A 25,975-nucleotide genomic window follows, 5' to 3' on the forward strand; every position below is an offset into this window, starting at 1 on the left:
TTAAATCTTTACAAATATTTCTTAGCGACTTCAATATCGCCAGCATAGTTATCACGTTTACCATTTACGATCTGGAAGGCATCAGCACCTTTACCAGCGATAACCACAGCGTCTTTAGAGTCTGTAGTCTCAGACATTGCTGTTTTGATTGCTTCCTCTCGATCGACAATGATACGAACCTCGCGACTGATGTGGCTAGCAATTTCCTGACAGATAGCAAGAGGATCTTCCTTGTTAGGATCATCAGCTGTTAGGATGACATCAACATCAGGGTAGGTATTGAGGACATGTCCAAAGTCTTTACGACGGCTTTCACCCTTATTTCCTGGAGCCCCTAGAATTAGACTAATACGACCATCTTGATGGCTGGTTACGACTTGTAAGAGCTTATCTAGGCTATCTCCATTGTGAGCATAGTCAACAAATGTCTTAGCCCCATTAGTTTGGGTTAGAACCTCCATACGCCCTGGAACAGAGGTTTGAGCGATTCCTTCCTTGATGTCTTGAAGGCTAGCTCCGAGACGTAGGCAGGCCAGACCAGCAGCCATAGCATTGTCCTGGTTAAAGTCACCGATAAGTTGGATATCATAGTCACCGGCTAATTTCCCACTTGCCTTAAAGCTAAAACCAGAGCCATGTTTAACAGCGTTGTCGGAGTTTTTACCATAGAAGTCATGCTCTTTATCCACAACTTCCTCAGCGATAAAATCAAAGTGATCCATACCGCTATTAACAATAACAACTCGACTGTTTTCCAAGAGAAGACGCTTATGGTAGAAGTAGTCTTCAAAGGTTGGGTGTTCAATAGGCCCAATATGGTCTGGGCTGATGTTAAGAAAGACACCTACATCAAAAGTCAGTCCATAGACACGCTTAGTCAGATAGGCTTGACTTGAGACTTCCATAATCAGATGGGTCATGCCATTAGCAACAGCTTCAGCCATCATACGGAAAAGGTCCAAACTCTCAGGTGTTGTTAAGGTAGACTTGAAGAAGTTTTTTCCGTCTAGTGTCGTGTTCATGGTTGAAAGCATAGCAGGTTTATGACTTTGCTTGAGAATATTGAAGGCAAAGTAGGCTGCTGTTGTTTTCCCTTTTGTCCCAGTGAAAGCCAGCAATTTAAGCTTGTCTTGAGGGTATTGGTAGAAGGCCTGAGCAACGAGGCTCATAGCCTGCTTAATATCTGATACGATAATGGCAGGTATTCCCACTTGATAATCTTTCTCAGCCACGTAGAAACTCAAGCCAGCTTTGACAGCATTCTCTAAAAATTCAGGCTTGAAAGCAGCTCCTTTGGCAAAGAAGAGGGACGATGGTGTGACATCACGACTATCATAAGAAAGATGATCAAAAGTCACCCCAGTCCATGAATAGTAGTAGTTGTCTTGGTCGATAATATCTCTAAAATTATGGTCCTTTTTAAGAACCTCTAGAACTTGTTCAATAGTAATCATAGTTCCTATTTTAGCCTTAATGTTCTTGTTTTACAAGTCACAGCCAAAAGTTTATAATAAACTAGATTATATTTTATTCTCTAGAAAGAAAGTTATGACTGAAACTAAAACTGATACACAGCAGCAGCAGATGCTAAGAGGGACGGCATGGATGACAGCATCCAATATTATCAGTCGTCTATTGGGGGCACTCTACATTATTCCTTGGTATGCTTGGATGGGTAAACAAGGTGACCAAGCCAATGCCCTTTTTGGTCAAGGGTATAATATTTATGCTCTTTTCCTCTTGATTTCAACAGCAGGTATTCCAGTCGCAATTGCCAAACAGGTGTCTAAATACAACACACTTGGAAAGATGGAGACGAGTTTCTTCTTACTCAAGCGTATCTTGTATTACATGATTGGTCTCGGACTTATCTTTGGCGTTTTCATGTACTTTGCTTCGCCGTGGATGTCTTACCTTTCTGGGGGAGACGAGGATCTGGTTCGCGTCATGCGTAGTCTTTCTTGGGCAGTTGTTATTTTCCCATCGATGTCTGTTTTACGAGGCTTTTTCCAAGGCTTTAACAACATGAAACCTTATGCCTTGAGTCAGATTGCGGAACAGATTATCCGTGTTATTTGGATGCTGTTGGCGACCTTCTTCATCATGAAAATTGGGACAGGCGATTATGTGACAGCAGTTGTCCAATCGACTTTTGCCGCTTTTATCGGTATGTTGGCTAGTTATGGGGTGCTTTTCTTCTACCTTTGGAAGGAGGGTAAACTCAAGAGTCTTTTTGGCAAGCAGGCTGTTCATCCGGATATCAATCCAACTGCAATTGTTATTGAAACCTTTAAGGAAGCCATTCCTTTCATTATTACTGGGTCAGCAGTTCAACTTTTCCAGTTGATTGACCAATGGACCTTTATCCGTACTATGGAGAAGTTTACAAGCTATAGCAACAGTCAGCTTCAGGTTCTCTATGCTTACTTGTCTTCAAACCCAAGTAAGATTACTATGATTTTGATTGCTGTAGCTATCTCCATTGCTGGGGTTGGGATTCCACTCTTGACTGAAAATATGGTTAAGAAGGATCTTAGGGGAGCAGCTAAACTGATTATTAATAACTTACAGTTGCTTTTGCTCTTTATTGTTCCTGCCATTGTAGGATCAGTGATTTTAGCTAAACCACTTTATACAGTCTTTTATGGTGCGCCAGATAGTCAGGCCCACTTGCTCTTTGTAGCCAGTCTGATTCAAGTTATTTTCTTGGCCTTGTATAGCGTTTTAGCACCAATGCTTCAGGCAATCTTTGAAACCCGCAAAGCTATCAACTATTTTGCGATTGGGGTTTTAGTTAAGGCTATTCTACAGCTGCCATTGATTATTTTCTTAGGAGCCCTTGGCCCGGTTATTTCAACAGCCATCGGTTTAGGTGTTCCAATTGCTCTCATGTATAATCACCTCCACACTGTTACGCACTTTAGTCGTAAGACAGTGTTTAGAAAAGCCTTGCTCATCTGTATCCTTACGGTACTCATGGCTATTCCAGTTGCGATCTTCTATTGGTTGTTCCAGTTTGTATTGTCACCAACAAGCCGTATGGGTAGTGTGATTTACTTGGTCATTGGAGGAGGCCTTGGAATCGGTGTCTACGGCGTTCTTGCTCTTGTAACTCGTATGGCTGACCAACTACTTGGTGCCCGAGCTGCTAGTCTGCGTGCTAAATTACATATTAAATAAAATCTAAACCAAGTCATGTGGCTTGGTTTTTTTCTTTTCAACCTTTTCTGAAAAAGGAGTATAATAGGGGTGAAAAAATGAAATCGTTTTAATGATTTAGAATCGAGGAAAGGATTATGGTTGATTCTAGACAAGAACATATAAAATTAGGGACCTATCCTCCCGAACAAGTTTACCAAGTCTTGCAGACAAGCCCTCAGGGTTTGAGCTCACAAGAGGTTAAGGAGAGGCAGGCGACGTATGGCCCTAACCAATTGAAGGAAAGTAAGAAGGAGCCTATTTGGCTGACCTTTTTCAGACATTTTACTAGTCTTATGGCACTCTTATTGTGGGGTGGTGGCTTTATCGCCATGCTTTCTCATAGTTTAGAGTTGGGGATTGCAATTTGGTTGGTCAACATTATTAATGGTCTCTTTAGCTTTATTCAAGAATATAGGGCGAGTCAGGCTACGGCAGCTCTTAATAAGCTTCTTCCATCCTATGCGCGAGTTCTTCGTGATGGTAAGGAGGATAAGATTCTAGCTCAGGACTTGGTGCCAGGTGACTTGGTTTTCATTGAAGAAGGAGACCGTATTTCTGCAGATGGACGCTTGGTCGCTGTGACAGATTTGCAGGTTAACCAGTCTGCCCTCACTGGTGAGTCTAATCCTATTTATAAGTCAGATCAAGCAGATTTGACTCCCGACAAGACTGAGTTAGAGTATGACAATATGGTATTTGCAGGGACTACTGTCTCTTCTGGTTCTGGACATTTTATAGTATCTGCTATCGGGATGAAAACTGAGTTTGGACAGATTGCGGATTTGACACAGAATCTTGCTCAGGAAAAGAGTCCCCTTCAGAAAGAATTAGACCATTTGACTAAACAGATTTCAGTTATTGCGGTGTCTGTAGGTCTCTTCTTTATGGTGGCAGCGACTCTATTTGTCCATCAGCCTTTGTCTCAAGCCTTTATTTTTGCATTGGGGATGATTGTGGCCTTTATTCCTGAAGGACTTCTTCCCACAGTTACTCTATCTTTAGCCATGGCCGTTCAGCGCATGGCTAAGGACCATGCTTTGGTTAAGAAACTGTCTTCGGTTGAGACGTTGGGAGCAACTTCTGTTATTTGTTCGGATAAAACAGGGACTTTGACGCAAAATGCCATGACGGTTAACCATCTGTGGACTTTGTCAGACAGTTATGAGGTAACTGGGCTAGGTTATGCATCAGAAGGACAGATTGAGCAGGAAGGACGACCTATTTCTCTTGAAGACAATGAGCTTCTTAATCGTTTGGTACGATTCTCTCATTTGGCTAGTAATGCTCAAGTTGTGGCCCCTAGTGCTGATAATCCCAATTTTACAATTTTAGGTGATCCAACTGAGGCTTGTCTTAATGTTCTCGCCGAAAAAGCAGGAATTAATTTAAATGACAATCATACTTGGGCCCCTCGCCTCAAGGAAATCCCCTTTGATTCTGATCGTAAACGGATGACAACAATGCATAAGCTTGAGTTAGGATTAGATGGCAGTCAGCATATTTCTATCACCAAAGGTGCTCCGAAAGAAGTGATGGAGCTTTGCTCAGACTATTATGATAATCAAGGAATGATTAAATCATTGACAGCTACTGAGCGTCAGGCTATCCTTGCGGCCAACGACCAGTTTGCCCGAGACGGTTTACGTGTTTTAGCTGTGGCCTATAGACCTTTAGACAGTGAGCATATTGGAGAAGACAAATGGGACATGCAGACCTTGGAGGACAATATGGTCTTTCTAGGCTTGGTTGCCATGAGTGATCCGCCACGTCAGGGTGTGCGTGAAGCCATTGAAAAATGCCATAGAGCTAGTATTCGTATTATCATGGTGACAGGTGACTATGGTTTGACAGCTCTTAGCATTGCTAAGAAAATCGGAATTGTACAAGGAGACGATGCGCGTGTTGTTTCAGGCCTTGAACTAGCTGGTATGGATGACAATCAGCTTAAAGAAGCTCTTAAAGGCGAAATCGTTTTTGCTCGTGTGGCTCCTGAACAAAAATACCGTGTGGTCAATGCCCTTCAAGAGCTTGGTGAAGTTGTCGCTGTTACTGGTGATGGTGTTAATGACGCCCCTGCCCTTAAAAAAGCTGATATCGGTGTAGCTATGGGGGTATCAGGAACTGATGTTGCCAAGGAATCTGCAGATATGATCTTAACAGATGATCATTTTGCTTCTATTGTTCATGCTGTCGAAGAAGGTCGTGCAGTTTATAGAAATATTCAAAAATTCCTGACTTATATTTTTAATTCCAACACGCCAGAAGCCGTACCCTCTGCTTTCTTCTTGTTCTCTTTGGGACGCATACCTCTTCCCTTAACGGTTATGCAAATCCTAGCTATTGACTTGGGGACAGATATGGTACCTGCTTTGGGATTGGGGGTTGAACCACCTGAAGAGGGCGTTATGGATAGACCGCCAAGACGTCTTTCAGATCGCTTGCTCAATCGACAATTATTGATTAAAGCTTTTGTCTGGTATGGACTGATTGAAGCAGCCTTAGCTATGGGGGCTTTCTTCCTTAATTATTGGGTTAATCAAGGTAATTTAAACCATTTGGCCAGCTCAGGTCCTCTTTATCGAGAGGCAACCACTATGACCTTAGGTGCTATTATCTTTACCCAAATTGGTATGGCTATGAATAGTCGTAAAGGTAGAGGGTCTATATTCCAAGTTAATCCATTTGCTAATCGTATTATTAGCTTAGGGATTGTTTTAGAAATTGTCCTCTTTATCCTCCTGTCTTACGTGCCTTTCTTCCACACGTTATTTAACACTGCACCTATTGGACTTGATGATTGGCTCTATTTACTTGCTTGTCCGTTTGTTATTATGGCTTTGGAAGAAATCAGATATCGCTTATTTGATAAAAAGTAAGTCAGTGGCATACCTTAGATTGAAGCAAGACTTTTAAATCATTTCTTAGCGCCTGAAACGATAATGTTTCAGGCACTTTTTGATGCTTGAAAACCTACTTTCGAAAATCTCAAAAATTGGGCTTATTTTAAATTAGAGTCAGTATCTATCTGTCTTTTTAGGTTATAGAAATAAACTATAACTAACTATCAAGAATCCGTATGATGAACTTACCATTATTTTCAGAAAATAGTGATAAAATAGAGGTCATAGATATGGAGCATATCCACTTTACCATGTAGAAAGGGCACATTATGACACAAGAATATCAATTAGAAACCGTTTTGGCACACGCAGGAATCAATTCGGATGAAGCAACAGGAGCCTTGGCTTCACCAATTCATTTTTCAACAACTTACCAACATCCAGAATTTGGCCATTCTACTGGTTTTGACTATACACGAACTAAAAATCCAACACGCGCAACAGTGGAAAAAACACTTGCAGCTATTGAAAAAGCAGATTATGCTATTGCGACAAGTTCAGGGATGAGCGCCATTGTTTTGGCCTTTGAAATTTTCCCAGTAGGCAGTAAGGTTGTAGCTGCACGTGACCTTTACGGAGGTTCTTTCCGTTGGTTTAATGACAAGGAAAAAGAAGGGCGTTTCTTTTTTGAATACACTAATACAGAAGACGAGATGATTGCGGCTATTACAGAAGATACCGATATTGTCTACATCGAAACACCGACAAACCCACTTATGATTGAGTTTGATATTGAAAAAGTGGCCAAAATTGCTCATGACAAGGGTGCGGTGGTGATTGTTGATAATACTTTCTATAGCCCAATCTATCAAACCCCGATTACTCAAGGTGCTGACATCGTTGTACATTCAGCTACTAAATACCTATCAGGGCATAATGATGTTTTGGCTGGTGTTGTTGTGACCAGCAACCAAGAATTCTACGATAAACTTTATTATAACCTCAATACTACTGGTCCTACCTTGTCACCATTTGATAGCTATATGCTCATGCGTGGTCTTAAAACCTTAAAACTTCGAATGGAGGCATCGACAGCCAATGCTCAAGAAGTTGTAGCTTTCTTAGAAAAGTCACCAGCTGTTAAGGAAGTCCTCTATCCAGGCAAGGGTGGTATGATTTCCTTCAAAGTGGCTAATCAAGACAAGATTCCTACCATTATCAATTCCCTAAAGGTCTTTACCTTTGCGGAGAGTCTAGGTGGTGTCGAAAGCTTGATTACCTACCCAACGACACAAACCCACGCAGATATTCCAGGTGATGTGCGTGCTTCCTATGGTTTGACAGACGACTTGCTTCGTCTTTCAATTGGTATTGAAGCAGCACAAGATTTGATTGCTGACTTGGAAAATGCCCTTAGTCTTTAAGGAGTTATCTATGACACGTTATGATTTTACAACACAACCAAATCGCTTGGATCAAAATACCATGAAATGGCACGAAGCCGAAAGTAATCCAGAACTACTTGAGCTTTGGGTTGCTGATATGGACTTCCTACCTGTTCCTGAGATTAGGGATGCAGTTATCAACTATGCTGAGACACATATTTTTGGTTATCCTTATCCAAGTGAAGAGCTTTATCAGTCCATCATTAATTGGGAAAAAAATCAACACGGTTACGTCGTTGATAAAGAGAGTATTGTTCTCATTGAAGGTGTTGTTCCAGCTATTTCAACGGCTATTCAAGCCTTTACCAAAGAAGGTGATGCTGTTCTCATCAACACACCAGTTTATCCACCTTTTGCTCGTTCTGTCCGCTTGAATAATCGTCGGTTGATTGAAAATAGTCTTGTTAAGGTTAATGGCCATTTCGAAATTGATTTTGAACAATTGGAACGTGATATCGTCGAGAATGATGTTAAACTTTATGTTTTCTGTAGCCCACATAACCCGGGTGGGCGTGTCTGGACTAAAGAAGAATTGACTAAGGTGGCAGATTTGTGCCAGAAACATGGTGTCCTCTTGGTATCTGATGAAATCCACCAAGACTTAGCTCTATATGGAAATAAGCACATCTCTATGAATACCATTTCAGATGCTTACAAGGACTTTACCTTGGTGCTTAGTTCGGCTACTAAAACCTTTAATATTGCTGGTACCAAAAACAGTTTTACTATCATTGAAAATGAAGACTTACGTAAAGCCTTTAAACAAAAGCAATTGGCAAATAATCAACATGAAATTCCAACCATTGGTTTGATTACAACGCAAGCAGCTTTGACCTATGGGCAACCTTGGTTAGAGGAATTGAAAATTGTCTTTGAAACTAATATTGACCTTTTAACCAAGGAACTTAGTGAAAAGACTAATATCAAGGTCATGAAACCTGAGGGAACTTACTTGGTCTGGCTTGATTTTTCAGCCTATGACCAAGACCATAATGAACTTGGACGTTTGCTTAAAGAAGAAGCCAAGGTAGTGCTAAATGATGGTATTACTTTTGGTTCCGAAGGAGAAAAGCATTTCCGCTTTAACGTAGCTACGCCAACTACAGTTGTTGCAGAAGGGGTTAAACGTCTCGTTTCTGTCTTTGGAAAATAATAAAAGTGATGCGAACAGCATCACTTTTATTATTGTTATGAGTGTACATCGTAGATTTTCAAGTTGAGTAGAAGATCTTCCTGAGTGGAGAAGACCTTGACATCCTGCCTGCCAGAGGTATTAAATCTGGCTAGAGTGTAGGTTTGGCCATTGGGGAAGAAAATTTCCAAGCTACGATTGTCTGTAATAAGCGTTATAGTGATATTATCAGTTTCCTTATAGAGACTGTCAGCTTTATAACCTTGACCGTTACCCAAGAGACCATCGTAATAGTAAGAAGAGGCAGTTTGACTACCATCCATGCTGTTATTCAGTTCGGCAGCATAGGCAGAGACCTGATAGGTACCACTTGTTATTTGGTAGGCGATTTTAACGTAATCAGAGCCTTGCCAGATATCAATGTAGATATAGCCTCCTTCTTTCTTAATATTTGAAAAATGCAGTTGGTAATATCCTGCACTATTTTTTCCAGCAAGATCAAGAAGGCCATTAGCATTCTGATTGTGACTTTTATCAATCCAAGGTTTTCTATTGTCACTGGTGAGTGGCCTTTGACTCGAAATGTTGCCGTTTTGATTTTTGAGGGTTAATTGTTCATTTTTATAGAGGGGGGCGGACTGAATAATACCGTCTTTATCCAGTTGTAGCTTTCTGGGTGTAGCGTAAAATCCGATAGTTTTTAGAAAATCACTCTTGGCCTCTTGGTCACTGTGAATGCCTGACGTGAAGTAGTTCCAATTACCAACCCAGCCAAGACTGATAAGGTTATGGTTGCTTTCTTCAATTCGATCGCTTCCAGTGAAGTTAGCGCCATAATAGTCTGAGCCTTGATCTAAGCGTTTTGTTTCTGTATCTACAATAAATAAGCCGTTACCATCTAAATGCCCTACAGTATAGTAGGTTCCAGTTGTTTCGCCTGAAGCTGTATCCTTAGCTCCAAAAAAGAGAACTTGCTTTTCCTGACCGTCAGTTGTTGTCATTGTTTTGAGAATGGGACACTCGATAGGAGCGTTGTCCTGCCAGTTACGCCCCTTAAAAAATGTTTCGGGTAGGATTTTGGAGTCTCCCTTGCTATCTGCTTTGGTCCAGTTGATACCATCTTGAGATTGATAAACACCTAAGGCGTCACCTTCAGCGACATACATGAGTAATTTGTCTTTGAAGTGGAAGACATAAGGATCGCGGAAATCTTTACCGTTATAGGAGTGTTCCTTTGTCAATAAAGGTTTACCATCTTTTAAAGCTTTAGTAAAGCTAGCTCCCTTGTCGTTTGACTCACTAGCATAGATTGCCTGGCTTCCATCATCCATGAGTCCAGTAAAATAGGCGACAGGTTCTTCGTTTTGGATACCAGAAATCCCCTGACTATCTGTGACTACACTACCTGTCCAAGCAGAATGCCACCCCTCTTTAGGGTCACCACCCTTTGCTGGTATAGCAGTCTCTTGTTTACTATAGGTGATAAAATCTTTAGTCGTTGTATGTGTCCAATCTTGACCGTTGGGTCCAAAAGGGTCAGTAGCCCCATCCACAGAGTGTAGAAAATAGATATCATAGTAATTTTTTTCTTGATTCCACACGATAGTCTGTAGGTCGTTAGACCATCCTTTATGAGATGCTAGATGAAAGGTTTGACTCACAGAAACCTTATTTGTTTTTTGGGAAGGATTGTTAGCGTTCTCATTTTTTATTATAAAAACAAAAAATAAAATTAAAAAAACGAGAGCTAAAATTAGAGGTGAATATTTTGATTCCATATAGTGATATTTCCTGATAAAATTACTTATTTTGTAGTTATTATTTTAACAAAAAAATAGTTTTTTACAAAAAATATCAATTTGTCATTAAAAAAAGATTGGAATTTAGATTAAAAAATGATAGAATAAAACATGTAAAAACCTAAAAGGAGAGTTTTATATGGATAGTACAGTTAATTCACAGTCAAATACAGTAGCACCAAAGCAAGCAGAGTGCAAAAAGATGCGTTATAGCATCCGTAAGGTTGCCGCAGTAGGGGCAACATCAGCACTTGTTGGTACCTTGGCATTTTTAGGTGCCACTCAGGTAAAAGCTGATCAAGTTACAGAAACAGCACCAGCTGTAGCTACTGCGACAGCAACACCAGAAACAAGCACAGCATCTCTAACGGTAGCCAGTGAAACAGCAACAAGTGTGGCAACTTCAGAAGCAGTTGAATCTTCAGTTGCACATTCAGAGGTTACAACTACACCAGTTACAGAGACACAACCAAGCAACACAACTCCATCAGTAGTCGAAGAAAAGGCGTCTAGCACAGTAGTGACATCTTCATCAGATGCAACAACACCTTCATCAACAGTTGCTGCGGTTTCTGCTCCAGCTCATACATCAGAGGCTGCAGTAGAAGCACCAACTTCAACAGCAAGCTCAGAAACAGCTGATACACATACTGAAGTAGCCCTTAAACCTACTGAAAACAGCGCTGCTAATGCAAACCTTAGCAAACTTAACGGTCGTATCAAGTCTATTGTTGAAGATAATATGACCTCAGATCAAATCGTTGCCTTGACTGAGGAAGAAATTAAAGCACTTAATAAAGTTGACTTTAGCGATGATGCTATCAAGGGTACAGGTACTAGCTTGACTTACCGTAACTTGAAAGATATCGTTGCTAGCTTCTTGAAGCAAGACAGCAAATTGGCAGTTCCTTACTTTAAAGCAGATACAATCATCAATATGCCTGCTTTCAACACTGTTGATGCCCAAACGATGAAAAAAGAAGAAATCGACGTTTGGGATTCTTGGCCAGTCCAAGATGCTGAGTCAGGTGTAGTAAGCAACTGGAACGGTTATCAGTTGGTTATCTCAATGGCCGGTGCACCAAATAAAAACTCAAACCACATTTACTTGCTCTATAGTAAATACGGAGATAATGACTTTACGCATTGGAAAAATGCGGGTCCAATCTTTGGTTATAATGCCCTTGAAGATGACCAACAATGGTCAGGTTCAGCGACGGTAAACTCTGACGGTAGTATCCAACTTTACTACACTAAGAATGATACTAGTGGCGGTAAATTGAACTGGCAACAATTGGCTAGTGCTACACTTAACCTAGCTGTTGAAAACGACGAAGTTGTTATCAAGTCAGTTGAAAATGACCACATTCTCTTTGGTGGAGATAATTATCACTATCAAAGCTATCCTAAATTTATGAGTACTTTTGATGATGACCATAACCATGATGGTAATCCAGACCGTACGGATAACTACTGTCTTCGTGACCCACACATCATTGAAGATAACGGTAGCCGTTACCTTATTTTTGAATCAAATACAGGTGACGAAAACTACCAAGGCGAAAAACAAATTTACAAATGGTCAAACTATGGAGGAGATGACGCCTTTAACCTTAAGTCATTCCTCAATATTGTTAATAATAAACACCTTTACAACCTTGCATCATGGGCAAATGGTTCTATCGGTATCTTGAAACTTGATGATAATGAGAAAAATCCATCTGTAGCTGAACTTTACACACCGCTTGTCACTAGCCACATGGTTACTGATGAAGTAGAACGTCCAAGTGTTGTTAAGATGGGTGGCAAGTATTACCTCTTCACTGCTTCACGTATCAACAAATCTACGGATGCTGAAGGTACTGTAGCAGCGCGTGAAGCTGTCGGTGATGACGTTGTCATGCTTGGATTCGTATCAGACAGCCTCCGTGGGAAATACCGTCCACTTAACGGCTCAGGTGTGGTCTTGACAGCCTCTGTTCCAGCTGACTGGCGTACATCTACCTATTCTTACTATGCGGTTCCTGTTGAAGGATCATCAGATACTCTTTTGGTAACTTCTTACATGACTAACCGTGGTGGTATTGCTGGTGCTGAGAATAAATCGACATGGGCTCCAAGCTTCCTCATTAAGATGAATGAAGATGATACTACAGAAGTTCTTCCTAAGATGACCAACCAAGGGGACTGGATTTGGGATAAATCTAGTGAAAGCTTGGTACACGTGGCCGATCAAAACAGTGCTAAATTGCCAAATGAGGACTATAACGTAGATTATTATGCAGTGTCAGATTATGGTCTTAAACCACATACTTATCCTACAGTTGATGGTTCACCGGGCGTTTCTGAAGCTCGCGGTGTCTTAACTGTAACTGTTAAAGATGGTGAAGACAAGAAATCAGATAAATCAGAAACACCAGTAAATCCAACAGAAGGTAATCATTCTGTTGATGATAAGTCTAACAAACCAGATACACCTTCTAAACCAGCAGACAATAATCAACCATCAACTAATAAAGAAGATAAACCAGCAACGCCGACGAATCCAGATTCTCCAGTTCGTAATCCGTTCCCTTATTTCACAGACCGCCCATCTAATGATAATAATTCATCAGATGATCATCATGTAGAGGTTCCTGCGAAACCTTCAACAGAGGGTTCTGTGGGTGACCGTCGTCCAGTAGCTCAAGCTACAGAGATTGCGTCACCAGTACCAGAGGCTATTGTAGCAACTGGACCAACTGTTTCAACGACTCCTGTTAAAGAAGAGTCTGTCACTGAAACAGAAGCTCCAAAACCAGCGAAGTCTGAAGAGGAAGTTCAGTCTCACGGAGTCGCTAAAGCTGATGAAGTAACTAAGTCTGATGAGTCAAGTAAAGACAACAATACTAAAGTTGCTGCCAAACTTGCTACGACTCCTAAGACACCAAGTGATTCAGAAGGTTCAAAGAGCAACATTCTTTCAATCTTGGCGACTATCTTTGCAGCAATTGCAAGTCTAGCTCTTCTTGGCTATGGTTTGGTCACAGGAAAGATTCATTTGCCTAAAAAATAATCCTTTTCAAAAACGTTTGCAGTAAAGCAAGCGTTTTTTTTGCCTTTTTGATATAATGGAGTGAGTATAAAGCAAAGGAAGAAACTATTATGGGTAAATTTCAAGTTATTTCACATCCACTGATTCAACATAAACTTTCAATCCTCCGTCGTGAGGATACTTCTACTAAGGACTTCCGTGAGCTAGTTAATGAAATTGCTATGCTCATGGGTTACGAAGTGTCTCGTGACCTTCCTCTCGAAGAGGTTGAAATTCAAACACCAATTACCAAAACTGTACAAAAACAACTTTCTGGTAAGAAATTGGCGATTGTTCCAATTCTTCGTGCGGGTATTGGTATGGTCGATGGTTTCCTTAGCCTTGTACCAGCAGCTAAAGTTGGTCATATTGGTATGTATCGTGACGAGGAAACTCTTGAGCCGGTTGAGTACTTGGTTAAATTACCAGAAGACATTGATCAACGTCAGATTTTTGTAGTAGACCCTATGCTTGCGACTGGTGGTTCAGCAATCTTGGCAGTAGACTCACTTAAAAAACGTGGTGCAGCTAATATCAAGTTTGTTTGCTTAGTTGCAGCACCAGAAGGTGTCAAAAAATTGCAAGATGCTCACCCAGATATCGATATCTACACAGCATCTTTGGATGAGAAACTTAATGAAAACGGTTATATTGTTCCAGGTCTTGGAGATGCAGGTGACCGTCTCTTTGGTACAAAATAAGTTGAAAAGGGAAAATTTCCCTTTTTTTACTAGATTAATAAGTTTTAAGTGAGATTGTTTTAGAGTGATTTAGCACTCTTTTGAAAAGAGTGCTAAGAATGATGTTTTTTATTTGACCTAATTTGACTAAAATCATATAATAGCATCAAGACAATATTAAAAGGAGGATTCATATGATTCCTGTAGTAATTGAACAAACATCACGCGGTGAGCGTTCTTATGATATTTACTCACGTTTGCTCAAGGATCGTATCATCATGTTAACAGGTCCTGTTGAAGATAATATGGCAAACTCAATTATCGCCCAACTCTTGTTCTTGGATGCTCAAGACAACACAAAAGATATCTATCTTTATGTTAATACACCAGGTGGATCAGTTTCGGCAGGTCTTGCCATTGTTGATACAATGAACTTCATCAAGTCTGATGTTCAGACTATCGTTATGGGGATGGCAGCATCTATGGGAACAATTATCGCTTCAAGCGGTACCAAAGGTAAACGTTTCATGTTGCCAAATGCAGAGTACATGATTCACCAACCGATGGGTGGTACTGGTGGTGGTACGCAACAAACAGACATGGCTATCGCAGCTGAACATTTGCTCAAAACGCGTAATAACTTGGAGCAAATCTTGGCGGATAATTCTGGACAGCCAATTGAAAAAGTTCATGTAGACGCTGAACGTGACAATTGGATGAGTGCCCAAGAAACGCTTGAATATGGCTTTATCGATGAAATCATGGCTAATAACCAATTAAAATAGACTGAGCTTGTCTTAAATAAAAGTCAGATGCAAATCGGTTGTATAAGGACCGTTTCATCTGGCTTTTTGTGTTATAATAGAAAACATGTTAATAATCAATGAGGAGTTGCTTGCTATTGATCAAGCTATAGATTGTCTTGTTTCGTATTTTCTAAAGCTACCTGAGGTAGAAAATTACCGTTTGAAACGCCAGAAATTCGAAAATGACAGAGAACTTCAAGAGCAACTCTTTGCATTTCAGGAATTAAAGAATAGCTATGATACTGCTAAGGAGTACGAAGCTTTTAGACCAGATGTGAGAGAGTTGAAACGTCAGGTTTTGCGAATGAAGCGCCAAATTGATTTGAACGAGGTGGTTATTGGCTATCGTCAGGCAGAGTTCGATTTGCAGACTATTTTAGCCAATCTTGGTGAGGAGATTGCCCAAGCTGTTTCAGACCAGATTTTTATCGATTCTGGGCTACCTCTTGCCCCTCACAAACCGCATCATAAAAAGGGAGACACTAACATAAAGGAGAAAATGAGTCATGATTAAGCATCAAGGCATTATTGTTTATTTATACTACAATAGAGACTTACGTAAAATTACCAAGTTTGGGGATGTTGTCTACCATTCTTATAAGATGCGTTATGTGCACCTTTATGTAGATGAGGACAAGGTTGAGGATATTTTGAAAGAGCTCGATGGAATGAAAGCAGTGAAAAAAGTTCTGCCTTCCTACTATTCTGATATTGATATGGACTTTGTAGGTAGTCTGGAACGCTACGACACCTCAGTTCCTGAACCGTTTAAGAACTTTTCTCTTTAAGGGGAGAAAAGTTTTTTTTTCAAAGAGTTATTCTTAAAGTAATGGAAACGATTACTGTGGCTAAAGCTTAGTTAGGTATAGTTGACAATTGTCTGATAATTCTGTAAGCTATAAGATGGACTTTTTTAAGAAAATATTAAGGAGAAATCTTATGTCTAAAAAGATCACACTTATTGTGTTAGCCTTTTTTGCTTCCATTTTCTTGGTTGCCTGTGGCAAGTCACCAGATGTGACTGCTAATGCCAATGGTACTAAGATTGGCGATACCATCAAAATTGGTGTTAATATGGAGTTGACAGGTGCCGTTGCAGCCTATGGTAAGGCAGAGCAAAATGGTATTAAGTTGGCTGTTGATGAAATTAACAAAGCTGGTGGCGTCGATGGCAAAAAACTTGAGCTTGTCACAAAAGATAATAAATCTGAAAACGCTGAAGCTTCAACCTCTTCAACGAACTTGGCTATTCAGAGTAATGTAAATGCTATCGTTGGTCCAGCGACATCAGGTGCTGTCGCTGCGGCTAGCCTCGTATCACAAAAAACAGGGGTTCCTTTGTTGACACCTTCTGGTACTCAGGATGACCTTACGGTAGATGCTAACGGAGCTAAGAAATTTGTTTTCCGTACAACCTTTAAAGATAGCTACCAAGGTAAAGTTTTGGCAACTTATTCTTACAATAATTTGAATGCTAAGAAAGTAGTTCTCTACTATGATAATGCTTCGGATTATGCTAAGGGGATTGCGGATGAATTCAAGCGTGAATATAAAGGTCAAATCGTTACTGAAGCTACCTTTGCTTCAGGTGACAAGGACTATCAGTCAGCTTTGACTAAATTTAAAGACCTTGATTATGATGCGATTGTAATGCCTGGTTACTATACTGAGACTGGTATTATCACTAAACAAGCACGTGACCTTGGAATTGATAAACCAATTCTAGGACCTGACGGATTCAGTGATGCGAAATTTACTGAGCTTGCAGGTAAAAAGAATGCTTCAAACGTCTACTATGTATCAGGGTATTCAACAAATGTTTCTCTTTCTGACAAAGCATCAGGATTCATCGAAGCATATAAAAAAGCTTACAAAACTGAACCAAATATGTTTGCTGCTCTAGCGTACGATTCAGTTTATATGATTGCAGAAGCATCTAAAGATGCGAAAACATCAGTTGATATTGCTGATAACTTAGCACATTTGAAAAACTTTGTCGGGGTTACAGGTAAAATGACGATTGATAAGGATCATAACCCTATTAAAGCAGCTCTTATGGTTAAAAGAGATAATGGTGAAGAAGTTTCAGCGGAAGCCGTTGAAATTGAAAAATAATCTGTTATCAATATTGAAAATGAACTAGAAAGTTTGGTTATATATGTTTTTTGAACAACTTCCCCAACAACTAGTCAATGGTATCATCTTGGGTAGTATCTATGCCCTACTTGCCCTTGGATATACCATGGTTTATGGGATTATCAAATTGATTAACTTCGCCCATGGAGACATCTATATGATGGGTGCCTTCGTTGGTTACTATGCGATTAATAGCCTTGGAATGAATTTCTGGGTTGCCCTTGTCTTTGCTATGCTTGTCTGTGCGATTTTAGGGGTTGTCATTGAGTTCTTGGCTTATCGCCCACTCCGTAATTCGACACGTATTTCTGCCTTGATTACGGCTATCGGTGTCTCATTCTTCCTTGAGTACATCATGGTTCTCTTTGTAGGTGCAGATACACGTTCATTCCCTCAAAAGATTGCGATTAAGACTTATCATCTTGGATCAATCTCTGTAACAAATGTGCAATTGCTTATCTTGGTAGTTGCCCTTGTCCTTATGGTTGCTCTTCAATTGATTGTTAAAAAGACTAAGATGGGTAAAGCTATGCGTGCCGTATCTGTAGACAGTGATGCCGCTGAATTGATGGGTATTAATGTTAATAACACTATCAGCTTCACTTTTGCTCTTGGATCATCACTAGCAGGGGCAGCAGGTGTCCTTATTGGTCTTTACTATAACTCTATCGAACCTCTTATGGGTATGACGCCAGGTATTAAAGCCTTTGTTGCCGCTGTTCTTGGTGGTATCGGTATTATCCCTGGTGCAGCACTTGGTGGATTTGTTATCGGTATTTTGGAGACATTATCAACTGCAATTGGTTTGTCAAGTTACCGTGATGCCATCGTTTATGGTGTCTTGATTGTTATCCTTTTGGTTCGCCCAGCGGGTATCCTCGGTAAAAATGTGAAAGAGAAGGTGTAAGACATGAAGAAAAATCTAAAAGTAAACCTTATTTGGTTTGGTCTTATCATTGGGCTCTTCCTTGTTTTGAAAGCTCTTGAACTTTCAGGTATCATGAACCTTTACTATATCCAAATCTTAATGGGGATTGGAATCTCAATCCTTATGGGACTTGGTACTAACTTGGTTCTTGGTTTCTCAGGGCAATTTACACTTGGGCAAGCTGGTTTCATGGCAATTGGTGCCTATTCATCAGCTATCATCACTGGTATGATGCCAACATATGACGGTTTCTACCTCTCAATGGTTGTCGGTGTCATCATCGCAGCTATTGTTGCCCTTATCTTTGGTCTACCTACCCTTCGTTTGAAAGGTGACTACCTTGCCATTGCAACTCTTGGTATGGCTGAAATCATCCGTATCATTATCGTTAATGGTGGTGAATTGACCAATGGTGCCGCTGGTTTGACAGGTATCCTTCCCTATACTAGTTGGCCTGTAATTTATTTCTTTGTGGTAATCATTACCATTTTGGTGCTTAATTTCTTACGTTCAGCAACTGGACGTCAAGCAATCACTCTTCGTGAAGATGAAATTGCTGCTGAGTCAATGGGTGTTAATGTCACAAAAATGAAGGTTCTTATCTTTGTTATCGGTGCCATGATTTCAGCGATTGCTGGCTCACTTTATGTCAGCTACATCGGTACAGTCGTGCCAAAAGACTTCACCATCATGAAATCAATTGATTACCTTATCATTGCCGTTCTTGGTGGTCTTGGATCTATCACAGGTACTATCATTGCCGCTGTTGTTCTTGGTATTATCAACATGTTCCTACAAAATGTTTCAAACCTTCGTATGATTATTTACGCCTTGGCTTTGATTCTTGTAATGCTCTTCCGTCCAGGTGGACTTCTTGGAACAAAAGAACTCTATCTCTCAAAATTCTTCAATAAATCTAAGGAGGGCAAATAAAAATGGCACTTCTTGAAGTTAAAAATCTGACTAAAAATTTCGGTGGTTTGACTGCCGTTGGTGATGTTTCAATGGAACTCAATGAAGGTGAGTTGGTTGGGCTTATCGGACCAAATGGTGCTGGTAAAACAACCTTGTTTAACCTTTTGACAGGTGTCTATGAGCCAAGTGAAGGGACTGTTACACTTGATGGTACAGTCCTAAACGGTAAAGCACCTTATAAAATCGCTTCACTCGGTTTGTCACGTACTTTCCAAAATATCCGTCTTTTCAAAGACATGACTGTACTTGAAAACGTTCTTGTTGGTTTATCAAATAAGCAACCTTCAAATTTCTTTGCATCTCTTTTGCGTTTGCCTAAGTACTATTCAAGTGAAGAAGAGTTAAAAGCAAAAGCTATGAAACTCTTGGCTATCTTCAACTTGGATGGTGAGGCAGATACACTTGCGAAAAACTTGGCTTACGGACAACAACGTCATTTGGAAATTGTTCGTGCACTTGCAACAGAACCAAAAATTCTTTTCCTTGATGAACCAGCTGCGGGTATGAACCCACAAGAAACAGCTGAATTAACTGCTCATATTCGTCAAATTCAAAAAGACTTCGGAATTACCATCATCTTGATTGAGCACGATATGAGTTTGGTCATGGATGTTACTGAGCGTATTTATGTTTTGGAATATGGACGCTTGATTGCCGAAGGAACACCTGATGAAATTAAGAATAACAAACGCGTTATTGAAGCTTACTTGGGAGGTGAAGCATAATGGCAATGTTGAAAGTTGAAAATCTCTCAATTAAATATGGATCGATCGAAGCTGTAAAAAACGTCAGCTTTGAAGTTAATGAAGGTGAAGTCGTAACTCTTATCGGAGCTAACGGTGCAGGTAAGACATCAATTCTTCGTACCATCTCAGGTCTTGTTCGTCCAACTGAGGGAACCATTTCTTATCTTGGAAACGACATCCACAAAACACCAGCACGTAAGATTGTTGCCGAAGGTTTGGCTCAAGTACCTGAGGGACGTCATGTATTTGCAGGATTAACCGTAATGGAAAATCTTGAAATGGGAGCTTTCCTTCATACAAATAAAGAAGAGAACGCAGCTCTCTTGAAAAAAGTCTTCCAACGTTTCCCACGTCTAGAAGAACGTAAGAATCAAGATGCAGCGACACTTTCTGGTGGTGAGCAACAAATGCTTGCAATGGGTCGTGCCCTTATGAGCCGTCCAAAACTTTTGCTTTTGGATGAACCTTCAATGGGACTTGCTCCAATCTTTATTCAAGAAATTTTTGATATTATCGAAGATATTAAGGCACAAGGGACTACCGTTCTTTTGATCGAGCAAAATGCCAATAAGGCTTTGTCAATTGCGGATCGTGGTTATGTTCTTGAAACTGGTAAAGTGGTTCTTTCAGGTACTGGTGAAGAACTTCTTGCATCAGATGAAGTTCGTAAAGCCTATCTTGGAGGATAAGAAAAAGCGCCCAAGGGCGTTTTTCTATCGTCTTATGCTGATTGTAAAATACTAATTTTTCAGTAAAATATTGCAATCGGTTTCACTTAGTGTGGTATAATACAAGTAAGAAATCATTCGGAGGAAAATGAAACATGGCAGTAAAAGATTTTATGACGAAACGTGTAGTTTATGTCTCACCAGAAACAACAGTTGCAGCAGCTGCAGATATTATGCGTGAGAAAGGTTTGCGCCGTTTGCCAGTAATTGAACACGATAAACTTGTTGGGCTTATTACAGAAGGTACAATGGCGGAGGCCTCACCATCAAAAGCAACAAGCTTATCAATTTATGAAATGAACTATCTCCTTAATAAGACAAAAGTAGGAGATATCATGATTAAGAATGTCCTTACTGTTTCCAAATATGCTAGCCTTGAGGATGCAATCTATATCATGCTTCAAAATAAGATTGGAGTGCTTCCAGTTGTGGACAATGACCAAATTTCAGGAATTATCACAGATAAAGATGTCTTTCGTGCTTTCTTGGAAATTTCTGGTTATGGTCAAGCGGGAATTCGTATTGGGTTGGAAGTTCCAGATACTCCACGTGTTTTGGAAAAAATTGCTAACCTTATCGCTAGTGAGAATCTCAACATCGAACGTACAATTGTTGCACCTAAAAATGACACTGTACTTCGTGTCGAACTCCAAGTTGAAGGAGAGATTGGAATTGACCAACTCAAGAAGGTTTTTGTAGAAGCAGGATTTACAGTTACTGAAATTGCAGAAACAGAAGCAAAAGAGTTAGACTAATAAAAAGGATAAAACAAAATAAATTCTTAACTTTAGTTACCCTAAAAATAGAAAGTTTGTAGAAACAGTTCAGTGGAAATGAGATTAAAATCCTTACTTTTTCTAGTAATTAATGAACTACAGGCTTAACTTTATACAATAAAAAGAGGCTAGAGCATTATGCTCCAGCTTCTTTTTTATTAGTCTTGAAAATCGTAAAGTGTTGTAGAGAGGTAGCGCTCACCATTGTCAGGCAAGAGTGTCAAGACTTTTTTACCTTCGCCAAGTTCAGCAGCAACCTTAAGGGCGGCAGCAATAGCAGCACCTGATGAGATACCAGCTAGGAAACCTTCTTGGCTACCCAATGTACGTGATGTTGCGATAGCTTCATCAGAAGGAATACGGACAACACTGTCATATGATTTTGTATCCAATGTGTCAGGAATGAAACCGGTTGAAATACCTTGGATTTTGTGTGGTCCTGGTTTATCACCGTTCAAGACGGCAGATTCATCAGCTTCAATACCATAAACCTTGATATTTGGATTAGCAGCCTTAAGGGTTTTTGAAACACCTGAAATAGTACCACCAGTACCGATACCAGCAACAAAAGCATCCAAACCTTCTGCACCAAAATCTTCAAGAATTTCTTGACCAGTTGTAGCCGCGTGAACAGCTGGGTTTGATGGGTTAGCAAATTGAAGTGGCACCCAACCATTGCGTTCAGCAGCAACTTCTTTAGCCTTAGCAATCGCACCCTTCATTCCTTCGCTACCAGGAGTCAATACAAGTTCAGCTCCATAAGCTTGGATGATTTTACGACGTTCAACACTCATTGTGTCAGGCATTACGATAACAACTTTATAGCCCTTAGCAGCCCCAACCCAAGCGAGACCGATACCAGTGTTACCTGAAGTTGGTTCAACAATGGTATCACCAGGTTTAATCGTACCAGCTTTTTCAGCATCTTCAATCATACGAAGAGCAATACGGTCTTTTACTGAAGAACCAGGGTTGAATGCTTCGAGTTTAACGTAAACATCTGCTGATCCTTCTGGAACAATAGAATTAAGTTTAATAACAGGTGTTTTTCCAACAAGTTCAGTGATTGAGTTGTAAATTGTCATATTTAAAATCCTCTTAATCTTTGATTGATGGTTTTAAGTATACGACGGTAGGCTCAACTTGTAAAATACATCTTCTTTATCACTGTGATAACGTTTAACTATCAGATAGGAATTTCAACGATTTTCTTTCCAGATTTTTCATAATTAACTTTCCCTTGATAGAACTCAGTTAGTTCTTGACCAAGTCTTTCAATATCAGACTCTTCGACAAATAAAGTAGTAGAAACATCTGATAAGAAAGTTGTATCAAATTCTTGTAGTCCTTCTTTTTCAAGGAAGTTGGAGAAGACTTGGTATTGAGAGTAGGTTAACTCTACGGTTAGTCCTGTTAATTCCTTGACTTCAACTCGGCCAATCTCTTCAATAGCATGGGCAACGCTACCAGAGTAAGCTCGGATAAGACCACCTGCCCCAAGCTTGATTCCTCCAAAATAACGAGTCACAACTGCTACGATATTAGTAAGTCCTTGTTTTTCTAGAACAGTAAGCATAGGTACCCCAGCTGTTCCAGAAGGTTCGCCATCATCACTTGAACGCTTAATTTGACCATCATCTCCGACAATCATTGCAGAGCAAGAGTGATTGGCCTTGTGATGCTGTTTCTTAATCTGAGCGATATATTCTCTTCCTTCTTCCTCACGGCTGATACGTTTCAAGTGACAAATAAAACGAGATTTTTTTATTTCTTCTTCAACGATTCCATCGTTGGCAATAGTTTTGTAATCCATAAAAAAATTTTATCATAAAAAGATGAATTCAAACATATTTTCGAATAGAAAGATATGGTACCTAAAGAATATTATGGACGACTATTTACGAAAGAGCAGTTGCCAGTGAACTATCACCCAGAGGCTTTAACATTAGAAAGTATGATAAAGGTCGATAAACAACTTAGATGTAAAAGATGTTACAGTCGGATAGAGGAAGATTGGCAATTACCGGGAGGTCAGTATTATTGTAGAGCATGTATTGTCTTTGGTAGAAACCAAGAAGGAAAAGAACTTTATTATTTTCCTTCCAAAACATCAGAAATTGAATTTCCTGTTTTGAAGTGGTTTGGAGAACTAACTCCCTATCAAGCTAAGGTCTCAGAGAAACTTTTGAGAACTTATCAAAAACAGAAAGATAGTCTCGTACATGCTGTGACCGGTGCTGGTAAGACAGAAATGATTTATAACATCGTTGCCTATGTTCTGGAAAATAAAGGTCATGTAGCTATCGCAAGTCCTAGGGTTGATGTTTGTCGAGAATTATTTCTACGTATGAAGAGGGATTTTACTTGTAGTATTTCCCTGCTTCATGCTGAGAGTGAACCATATGATGGTAGTCCGCTTGTAATAGCTACCACACATCAACTACTAAAGTTTTACCAGAGTTTTGACTTAGTTATTGTAGATGAAGTAGACGCATATCCTTTTGTAGGAAATGTCATGTTAAATCATGCTGTAGAACAGGCGAAGACCGAAACAGGTCGATTTATTTACTTAACAGCGACTTCAACATTATCTTTAGAAGAGCAAGTTCGACTTGGGACTTTAGAAAAGCATCACCTTGCTAGACGTTTCCATGGAAATCCTTTAGTACTTCCTAAATTCTTCTGGCAGGGCAGATTACAAAAATCTCTGACAAGAGGTAAGCTTCCAAGACCTCTTCTTTATCAGATTAAAAAGCAACGTAAATCAAAATTTCCTCTATTAATCTTCTTTCCAAATATAGCGATAGGTGAAAAGTTTACAAGTATTCTACAAAAATATCTTCCAGATGAAAAAATGGCCTTTGTTTCCTCAAAAAGTGAGGAGCGTTCAACTATCGTAGAGAAGTTCCGAGAAAAAGAACTGTCTATCTTAGTTACAACAACTATTCTCGAACGTGGTGTAACCTTTCCACAAGTAGATGTTTTTGTTTGTATGGCAAATCATCACTTATACACTAGTTCGAGTCTTATTCAGATTGGAGGTCGAGTTGGAAGATCACCAGATAGACCGACAGGAAAGCTTTATTTCTTTCATGAAGGACTCTCCAAATCAATGCTTCGGTGTCGAGAAGAGATAAAGGTTATGAATAAAAAAGGAGGATTTAACAATGAAGTGTCTGCTATGTAATGATTGGATTGAATCACTACCAAAATTAAGAGACCTCATTATGTTTAACCAAAGAAAAGAGTACTCTTGCCGATCTTGTAAACATCAGTTTAAAAACCTCTCAAAAGAAAGATGTCAAAATTGTAATAAAGAGTTATATGGAGATGCTTGTATTGATTGTAAACTTTGGATGAAAAAAGGCTATATTCCTAAGCACCTTGCTATTTATCGATATGAGGAAAATATGAAAGAGTATTTTAGTCGCTATAAATTTATGGGAGACTATTGTCTTAGAAAAATATTTCAAAAAGATATAAGAAATAACTTAAAACCATTTTTTAAAAAAGGTTACGCCATAGTGCCAGTCCCATTATCAGAAGAACGCCTGGTAGAAAGAGGATTCAACCAAGTTGAGGGATTAATAGAGGGAATTCCCTATCAGGATATCTTTGAGAAAAGAGATATTGAGAAGCAATCATCGAAAACACGTGAGGAGCGTTTAAGTCAAGATAATGCCTTCTGTCTCAAGAAAGGTATAGATGTACCAGATAAGATTATTATAGTGGATGATATCTATACAACAGGATCCACTTTATATCAGATGGTCCAACTATTAGAAGGTATAGGTATTAAAGAAGTTTTGACCTTTTCACTAGCTAGATAATAAAAATCCTTGCAAATTTTCATGAAAAGGATATAATAAAGATAAAGAAAACGCTAACAAGCGAGAAAGAGGTCTTTTATGATTAAATATAGTATCCGTGGCGAAAACATCGAAGTAACTGAAGCACTTCGTGACTATGTTGAAAGTAAACTTAGCAAAGTTGAAAAATACTTCAACGAAGACCAAGAATTGAATGCACGTGTAAATCTTAAGGTTTATCGCGAAAAGACAGCTAAAGTAGAGGTTACTATTCCAACAGGTTCTGTAACACTAAGAGCAGAAGATGTTTCGCAAGATATGTATGGTTCTATTGACCTAGTGGTTGATAAGATTGAAAGACAAATCCGTAAAAACAAAACAAAAATTGCACGTAAGCATCGTGAAAAAGTTCCAACAGGAGAAGTATTCTCAGCTGATTTTAATAACGAACAAGTTGAAGAAGCACCAGCTGTTGAAGTTGTAAGAACTAAAAACATTGAGTTGAAACCAATGGATGTTGAAGAAGCTATCCTTCAAATGGAATTGTTGGGTCATGACTTCTTTATCTATACTGATAGCGAGGATCATACAACTAATGTTCTTTACAAACGAGAAGACGGTAACTACGGTTTGATTGAAGCTAAATAATTAAAAAAGAAGGGAAGTAGGTTGAGAGACATGCTTCCTTTATTTTTTGAAAAACCCTATTGACAAGCATTTATTTGGGTGTTAAGATATAAAAGTTGTCTTAACTGACTTGCCACAAACTTGAAAAGGTTCCAAAACTTTAAAAAAGTTATTGACAAGATAAGTCAGAGATGATATTATAAATAAGCTGTTTCGAAGCTGTTTCGGAAGGGGCGGCCAACACGAGAAGTAAAAAAACTTCAAAAAAAGTGTT

The 25,975-nt window shown here is 39.5% G+C and carries 22 protein-coding genes; 18 read left to right on the top strand and 4 right to left on the bottom strand.

Annotated elements, in window-relative coordinates:
* Nucleotides 1-8: 8 nt before the first annotated feature.
* A complete protein-coding gene (locus tag HMPREF2637_RS01035) occupies nucleotides 9-1,454 on the bottom strand; it encodes a UDP-N-acetylmuramoyl-L-alanyl-D-glutamate--L-lysine ligase (RefSeq protein WP_021143575.1) in 1,446 nt (481 codons plus the stop codon).
* Between the two features lie 94 nt (nucleotides 1,455-1,548).
* Here HMPREF2637_RS01035 and HMPREF2637_RS01040 point away from each other — a divergent pair, with 94 nt between their 5' ends.
* The 4 genes from HMPREF2637_RS01040 (at nucleotide 1,549) to HMPREF2637_RS01055 (ending at nucleotide 8,639) form a co-directional block, all read left to right on the top strand.
* On the top strand, nucleotides 1,549-3,180 hold the full coding sequence (locus HMPREF2637_RS01040; protein WP_014633916.1) for a putative polysaccharide biosynthesis protein: 1,632 nt from the start codon (nucleotides 1,549-1,551) through the stop codon (nucleotides 3,178-3,180).
* A 116-nt stretch (nucleotides 3,181-3,296) separates the two neighbouring features.
* A complete protein-coding gene (locus HMPREF2637_RS01045) occupies nucleotides 3,297-6,077 on the top strand; it encodes a cation-translocating P-type ATPase (RefSeq protein ID WP_070838919.1) in 2,781 nt (926 codons plus the stop codon).
* A 293-nt stretch (nucleotides 6,078-6,370) separates the two neighbouring features.
* On the top strand, nucleotides 6,371-7,465 hold the full coding sequence (locus HMPREF2637_RS01050; protein ID WP_037599041.1) for a cystathionine gamma-synthase: 1,095 nt from the start codon (nucleotides 6,371-6,373) through the stop codon (nucleotides 7,463-7,465).
* A gap of 10 nt (nucleotides 7,466-7,475) precedes the next feature.
* Entirely contained in the window at nucleotides 7,476-8,639 is a 1,164-nt protein-coding gene (locus HMPREF2637_RS01055; protein WP_070838920.1) for a MalY/PatB family protein, read from the top strand.
* Nucleotides 8,640-8,674: 35 nt separating this feature from the next.
* On the opposite strand, the gene HMPREF2637_RS01060 is transcribed toward HMPREF2637_RS01055, so the two are convergent.
* The gene (locus HMPREF2637_RS01060; protein WP_256315627.1) at nucleotides 8,675-10,279 is read right to left on the bottom strand and encodes a glycoside hydrolase family 32 protein; all 1,605 of its coding nucleotides are present in this window, start codon (nucleotides 10,277-10,279) and stop codon (nucleotides 8,675-8,677) included.
* Nucleotides 10,280-10,556: 277 nt separating this feature from the next.
* Between HMPREF2637_RS01060 and HMPREF2637_RS01065 the strand changes: the two genes are divergently transcribed.
* The 11 genes from HMPREF2637_RS01065 (at nucleotide 10,557) to HMPREF2637_RS01115 (ending at nucleotide 21,244) form a co-directional block, all read left to right on the top strand.
* Nucleotides 10,557-13,472 (top strand): glycoside hydrolase family 68 protein, encoded by a 2,916-nt coding sequence (locus HMPREF2637_RS01065; RefSeq protein ID WP_070838922.1) that lies wholly within the window; start codon nucleotides 10,557-10,559, stop codon nucleotides 13,470-13,472.
* A gap of 89 nt (nucleotides 13,473-13,561) precedes the next feature.
* Entirely contained in the window at nucleotides 13,562-14,191 is a 630-nt protein-coding gene (upp, locus tag HMPREF2637_RS01070; RefSeq protein ID WP_002883819.1) for a uracil phosphoribosyltransferase, read from the top strand.
* A 173-nt stretch (nucleotides 14,192-14,364) separates the two neighbouring features.
* Nucleotides 14,365-14,955, top strand: a complete 591-nt coding sequence (locus tag HMPREF2637_RS01075) for an ATP-dependent Clp protease proteolytic subunit (protein ID WP_002883818.1) — start codon at nucleotides 14,365-14,367, stop codon at nucleotides 14,953-14,955.
* Nucleotides 14,956-15,040: 85 nt separating this feature from the next.
* A complete protein-coding gene (locus HMPREF2637_RS01080) occupies nucleotides 15,041-15,490 on the top strand; it encodes a YlbF/YmcA family competence regulator (RefSeq protein WP_070838923.1) in 450 nt (149 codons plus the stop codon).
* Nucleotides 15,483-15,764, top strand: a complete 282-nt coding sequence (locus HMPREF2637_RS01085; protein ID WP_070838924.1) for a DUF2129 domain-containing protein — start codon at nucleotides 15,483-15,485, stop codon at nucleotides 15,762-15,764. The genes HMPREF2637_RS01080 and HMPREF2637_RS01085 overlap by 8 nt, the downstream gene beginning before the upstream one ends.
* Before the next feature lie 151 nt (nucleotides 15,765-15,915).
* Complete coding sequence (locus HMPREF2637_RS01090; protein WP_070838925.1) at nucleotides 15,916-17,091, top strand: ABC transporter substrate-binding protein; 1,176 nt, start codon at nucleotides 15,916-15,918, stop codon at nucleotides 17,089-17,091.
* 43 nt (nucleotides 17,092-17,134) lie between these two features.
* Nucleotides 17,135-18,019, top strand: a complete 885-nt coding sequence (locus HMPREF2637_RS01095) for a branched-chain amino acid ABC transporter permease (protein ID WP_002883743.1) — start codon at nucleotides 17,135-17,137, stop codon at nucleotides 18,017-18,019.
* Between the two features lie 3 nt (nucleotides 18,020-18,022).
* A complete protein-coding gene (locus HMPREF2637_RS01100) occupies nucleotides 18,023-18,973 on the top strand; it encodes a branched-chain amino acid ABC transporter permease (protein ID WP_037600371.1) in 951 nt (316 codons plus the stop codon).
* A 2-nt stretch (nucleotides 18,974-18,975) separates the two neighbouring features.
* Nucleotides 18,976-19,740, top strand: a complete 765-nt coding sequence (locus tag HMPREF2637_RS01105; protein WP_002883723.1) for an ABC transporter ATP-binding protein — start codon at nucleotides 18,976-18,978, stop codon at nucleotides 19,738-19,740.
* Nucleotides 19,740-20,450: an ABC transporter ATP-binding protein gene (locus HMPREF2637_RS01110; RefSeq protein ID WP_002883761.1), complete on the top strand. Its 711-nt coding sequence runs from the start codon at nucleotides 19,740-19,742 to the stop codon at nucleotides 20,448-20,450. Before HMPREF2637_RS01105 ends, HMPREF2637_RS01110 begins: the two co-directional genes overlap by 1 nt.
* A 134-nt stretch (nucleotides 20,451-20,584) precedes the next feature.
* Nucleotides 20,585-21,244 carry a CBS and ACT domain-containing protein gene (locus HMPREF2637_RS01115; RefSeq protein WP_064524560.1) on the top strand — a complete coding sequence of 220 codons (660 nt, stop codon included), beginning with the start codon at nucleotides 20,585-20,587 and terminating at the stop codon, nucleotides 21,242-21,244.
* Nucleotides 21,245-21,423: 179 nt separating this feature from the next.
* Here the strand turns inward: HMPREF2637_RS01115 and cysK are convergent, their stop codons facing one another.
* Both cysK and HMPREF2637_RS01125 read right to left on the bottom strand, forming a co-directional pair.
* Nucleotides 21,424-22,350 (bottom strand): cysteine synthase A, encoded by a 927-nt coding sequence (gene cysK, locus HMPREF2637_RS01120; RefSeq protein ID WP_002883742.1) that lies wholly within the window; start codon nucleotides 22,348-22,350, stop codon nucleotides 21,424-21,426.
* 101 nt (nucleotides 22,351-22,451) lie between these two features.
* Nucleotides 22,452-23,078 carry a YigZ family protein gene (locus tag HMPREF2637_RS01125; protein ID WP_064524561.1) on the bottom strand — a complete coding sequence of 209 codons (627 nt, stop codon included), beginning with the start codon at nucleotides 23,076-23,078 and terminating at the stop codon, nucleotides 22,452-22,454.
* Between the two features lie 54 nt (nucleotides 23,079-23,132).
* Here HMPREF2637_RS01125 and HMPREF2637_RS01130 point away from each other — a divergent pair, with 54 nt between their 5' ends.
* From HMPREF2637_RS01130 to hpf, 3 genes are all read left to right on the top strand, one after another.
* A complete protein-coding gene (locus HMPREF2637_RS01130) occupies nucleotides 23,133-24,452 on the top strand; it encodes an ATP-dependent helicase ComFA (RefSeq protein WP_064524563.1) in 1,320 nt (439 codons plus the stop codon).
* A complete protein-coding gene (locus tag HMPREF2637_RS01135) occupies nucleotides 24,433-25,095 on the top strand; it encodes a ComF family protein (protein WP_064524565.1) in 663 nt (220 codons plus the stop codon). The genes HMPREF2637_RS01130 and HMPREF2637_RS01135 overlap by 20 nt, the downstream gene beginning before the upstream one ends.
* Before the next feature lie 78 nt (nucleotides 25,096-25,173).
* Nucleotides 25,174-25,722, top strand: coding sequence for a ribosome hibernation-promoting factor, HPF/YfiA family (hpf, locus tag HMPREF2637_RS01140; RefSeq protein WP_002883786.1), 549 nt, complete (start codon nucleotides 25,174-25,176; stop codon nucleotides 25,720-25,722).
* Nucleotides 25,723-25,975 lie beyond the last annotated feature (253 nt).

This window comes from Streptococcus sp. HMSC065H07, from assembly GCF_001837325.1.
Classification (GTDB): domain Bacteria; phylum Bacillota; class Bacilli; order Lactobacillales; family Streptococcaceae; genus Streptococcus; species Streptococcus salivarius_H.

Excerpts from the sequence above, each read along its gene's own strand:
- HMPREF2637_RS01035 (WP_021143575.1), bottom strand. The coding sequence starts at position 1,454 with ATGATTACTATTGAACAAGTTCTAGAGGTTCTTAAAAAGGACCATAAT.
- HMPREF2637_RS01040 (WP_014633916.1), top strand. The coding sequence starts at position 1,549 with ATGACTGAAACTAAAACTGATACACAGCAGCAGCAGATGCTAAGAGGG.
- HMPREF2637_RS01045 (WP_070838919.1), top strand. The coding sequence starts at position 3,297 with ATGGTTGATTCTAGACAAGAACATATAAAATTAGGGACCTATCCTCCC.
- HMPREF2637_RS01050 (WP_037599041.1), top strand. The coding sequence starts at position 6,371 with ATGACACAAGAATATCAATTAGAAACCGTTTTGGCACACGCAGGAATC.
- HMPREF2637_RS01055 (WP_070838920.1), top strand. The coding sequence starts at position 7,476 with ATGACACGTTATGATTTTACAACACAACCAAATCGCTTGGATCAAAAT.
- HMPREF2637_RS01065 (WP_070838922.1), top strand. The coding sequence starts at position 10,557 with ATGGATAGTACAGTTAATTCACAGTCAAATACAGTAGCACCAAAGCAA.
- upp (WP_002883819.1), top strand. The coding sequence starts at position 13,562 with ATGGGTAAATTTCAAGTTATTTCACATCCACTGATTCAACATAAACTT.
- HMPREF2637_RS01075 (WP_002883818.1), top strand. The coding sequence starts at position 14,365 with ATGATTCCTGTAGTAATTGAACAAACATCACGCGGTGAGCGTTCTTAT.
- HMPREF2637_RS01080 (WP_070838923.1), top strand. The coding sequence starts at position 15,041 with ATGTTAATAATCAATGAGGAGTTGCTTGCTATTGATCAAGCTATAGAT.
- HMPREF2637_RS01085 (WP_070838924.1), top strand. The coding sequence starts at position 15,483 with ATGATTAAGCATCAAGGCATTATTGTTTATTTATACTACAATAGAGAC.
- HMPREF2637_RS01090 (WP_070838925.1), top strand. The coding sequence starts at position 15,916 with ATGTCTAAAAAGATCACACTTATTGTGTTAGCCTTTTTTGCTTCCATT.
- HMPREF2637_RS01095 (WP_002883743.1), top strand. The coding sequence starts at position 17,135 with ATGTTTTTTGAACAACTTCCCCAACAACTAGTCAATGGTATCATCTTG.
- HMPREF2637_RS01100 (WP_037600371.1), top strand. The coding sequence starts at position 18,023 with ATGAAGAAAAATCTAAAAGTAAACCTTATTTGGTTTGGTCTTATCATT.
- HMPREF2637_RS01105 (WP_002883723.1), top strand. The coding sequence starts at position 18,976 with ATGGCACTTCTTGAAGTTAAAAATCTGACTAAAAATTTCGGTGGTTTG.
- HMPREF2637_RS01110 (WP_002883761.1), top strand. The coding sequence starts at position 19,740 with ATGGCAATGTTGAAAGTTGAAAATCTCTCAATTAAATATGGATCGATC.
- HMPREF2637_RS01115 (WP_064524560.1), top strand. The coding sequence starts at position 20,585 with ATGGCAGTAAAAGATTTTATGACGAAACGTGTAGTTTATGTCTCACCA.
- cysK (WP_002883742.1), bottom strand. The coding sequence starts at position 22,350 with ATGACAATTTACAACTCAATCACTGAACTTGTTGGAAAAACACCTGTT.
- HMPREF2637_RS01125 (WP_064524561.1), bottom strand. The coding sequence starts at position 23,078 with ATGGATTACAAAACTATTGCCAACGATGGAATCGTTGAAGAAGAAATA.
- HMPREF2637_RS01130 (WP_064524563.1), top strand. The coding sequence starts at position 23,133 with ATGGTACCTAAAGAATATTATGGACGACTATTTACGAAAGAGCAGTTG.
- HMPREF2637_RS01135 (WP_064524565.1), top strand. The coding sequence starts at position 24,433 with ATGAAGTGTCTGCTATGTAATGATTGGATTGAATCACTACCAAAATTA.
- hpf (WP_002883786.1), top strand. The coding sequence starts at position 25,174 with ATGATTAAATATAGTATCCGTGGCGAAAACATCGAAGTAACTGAAGCA.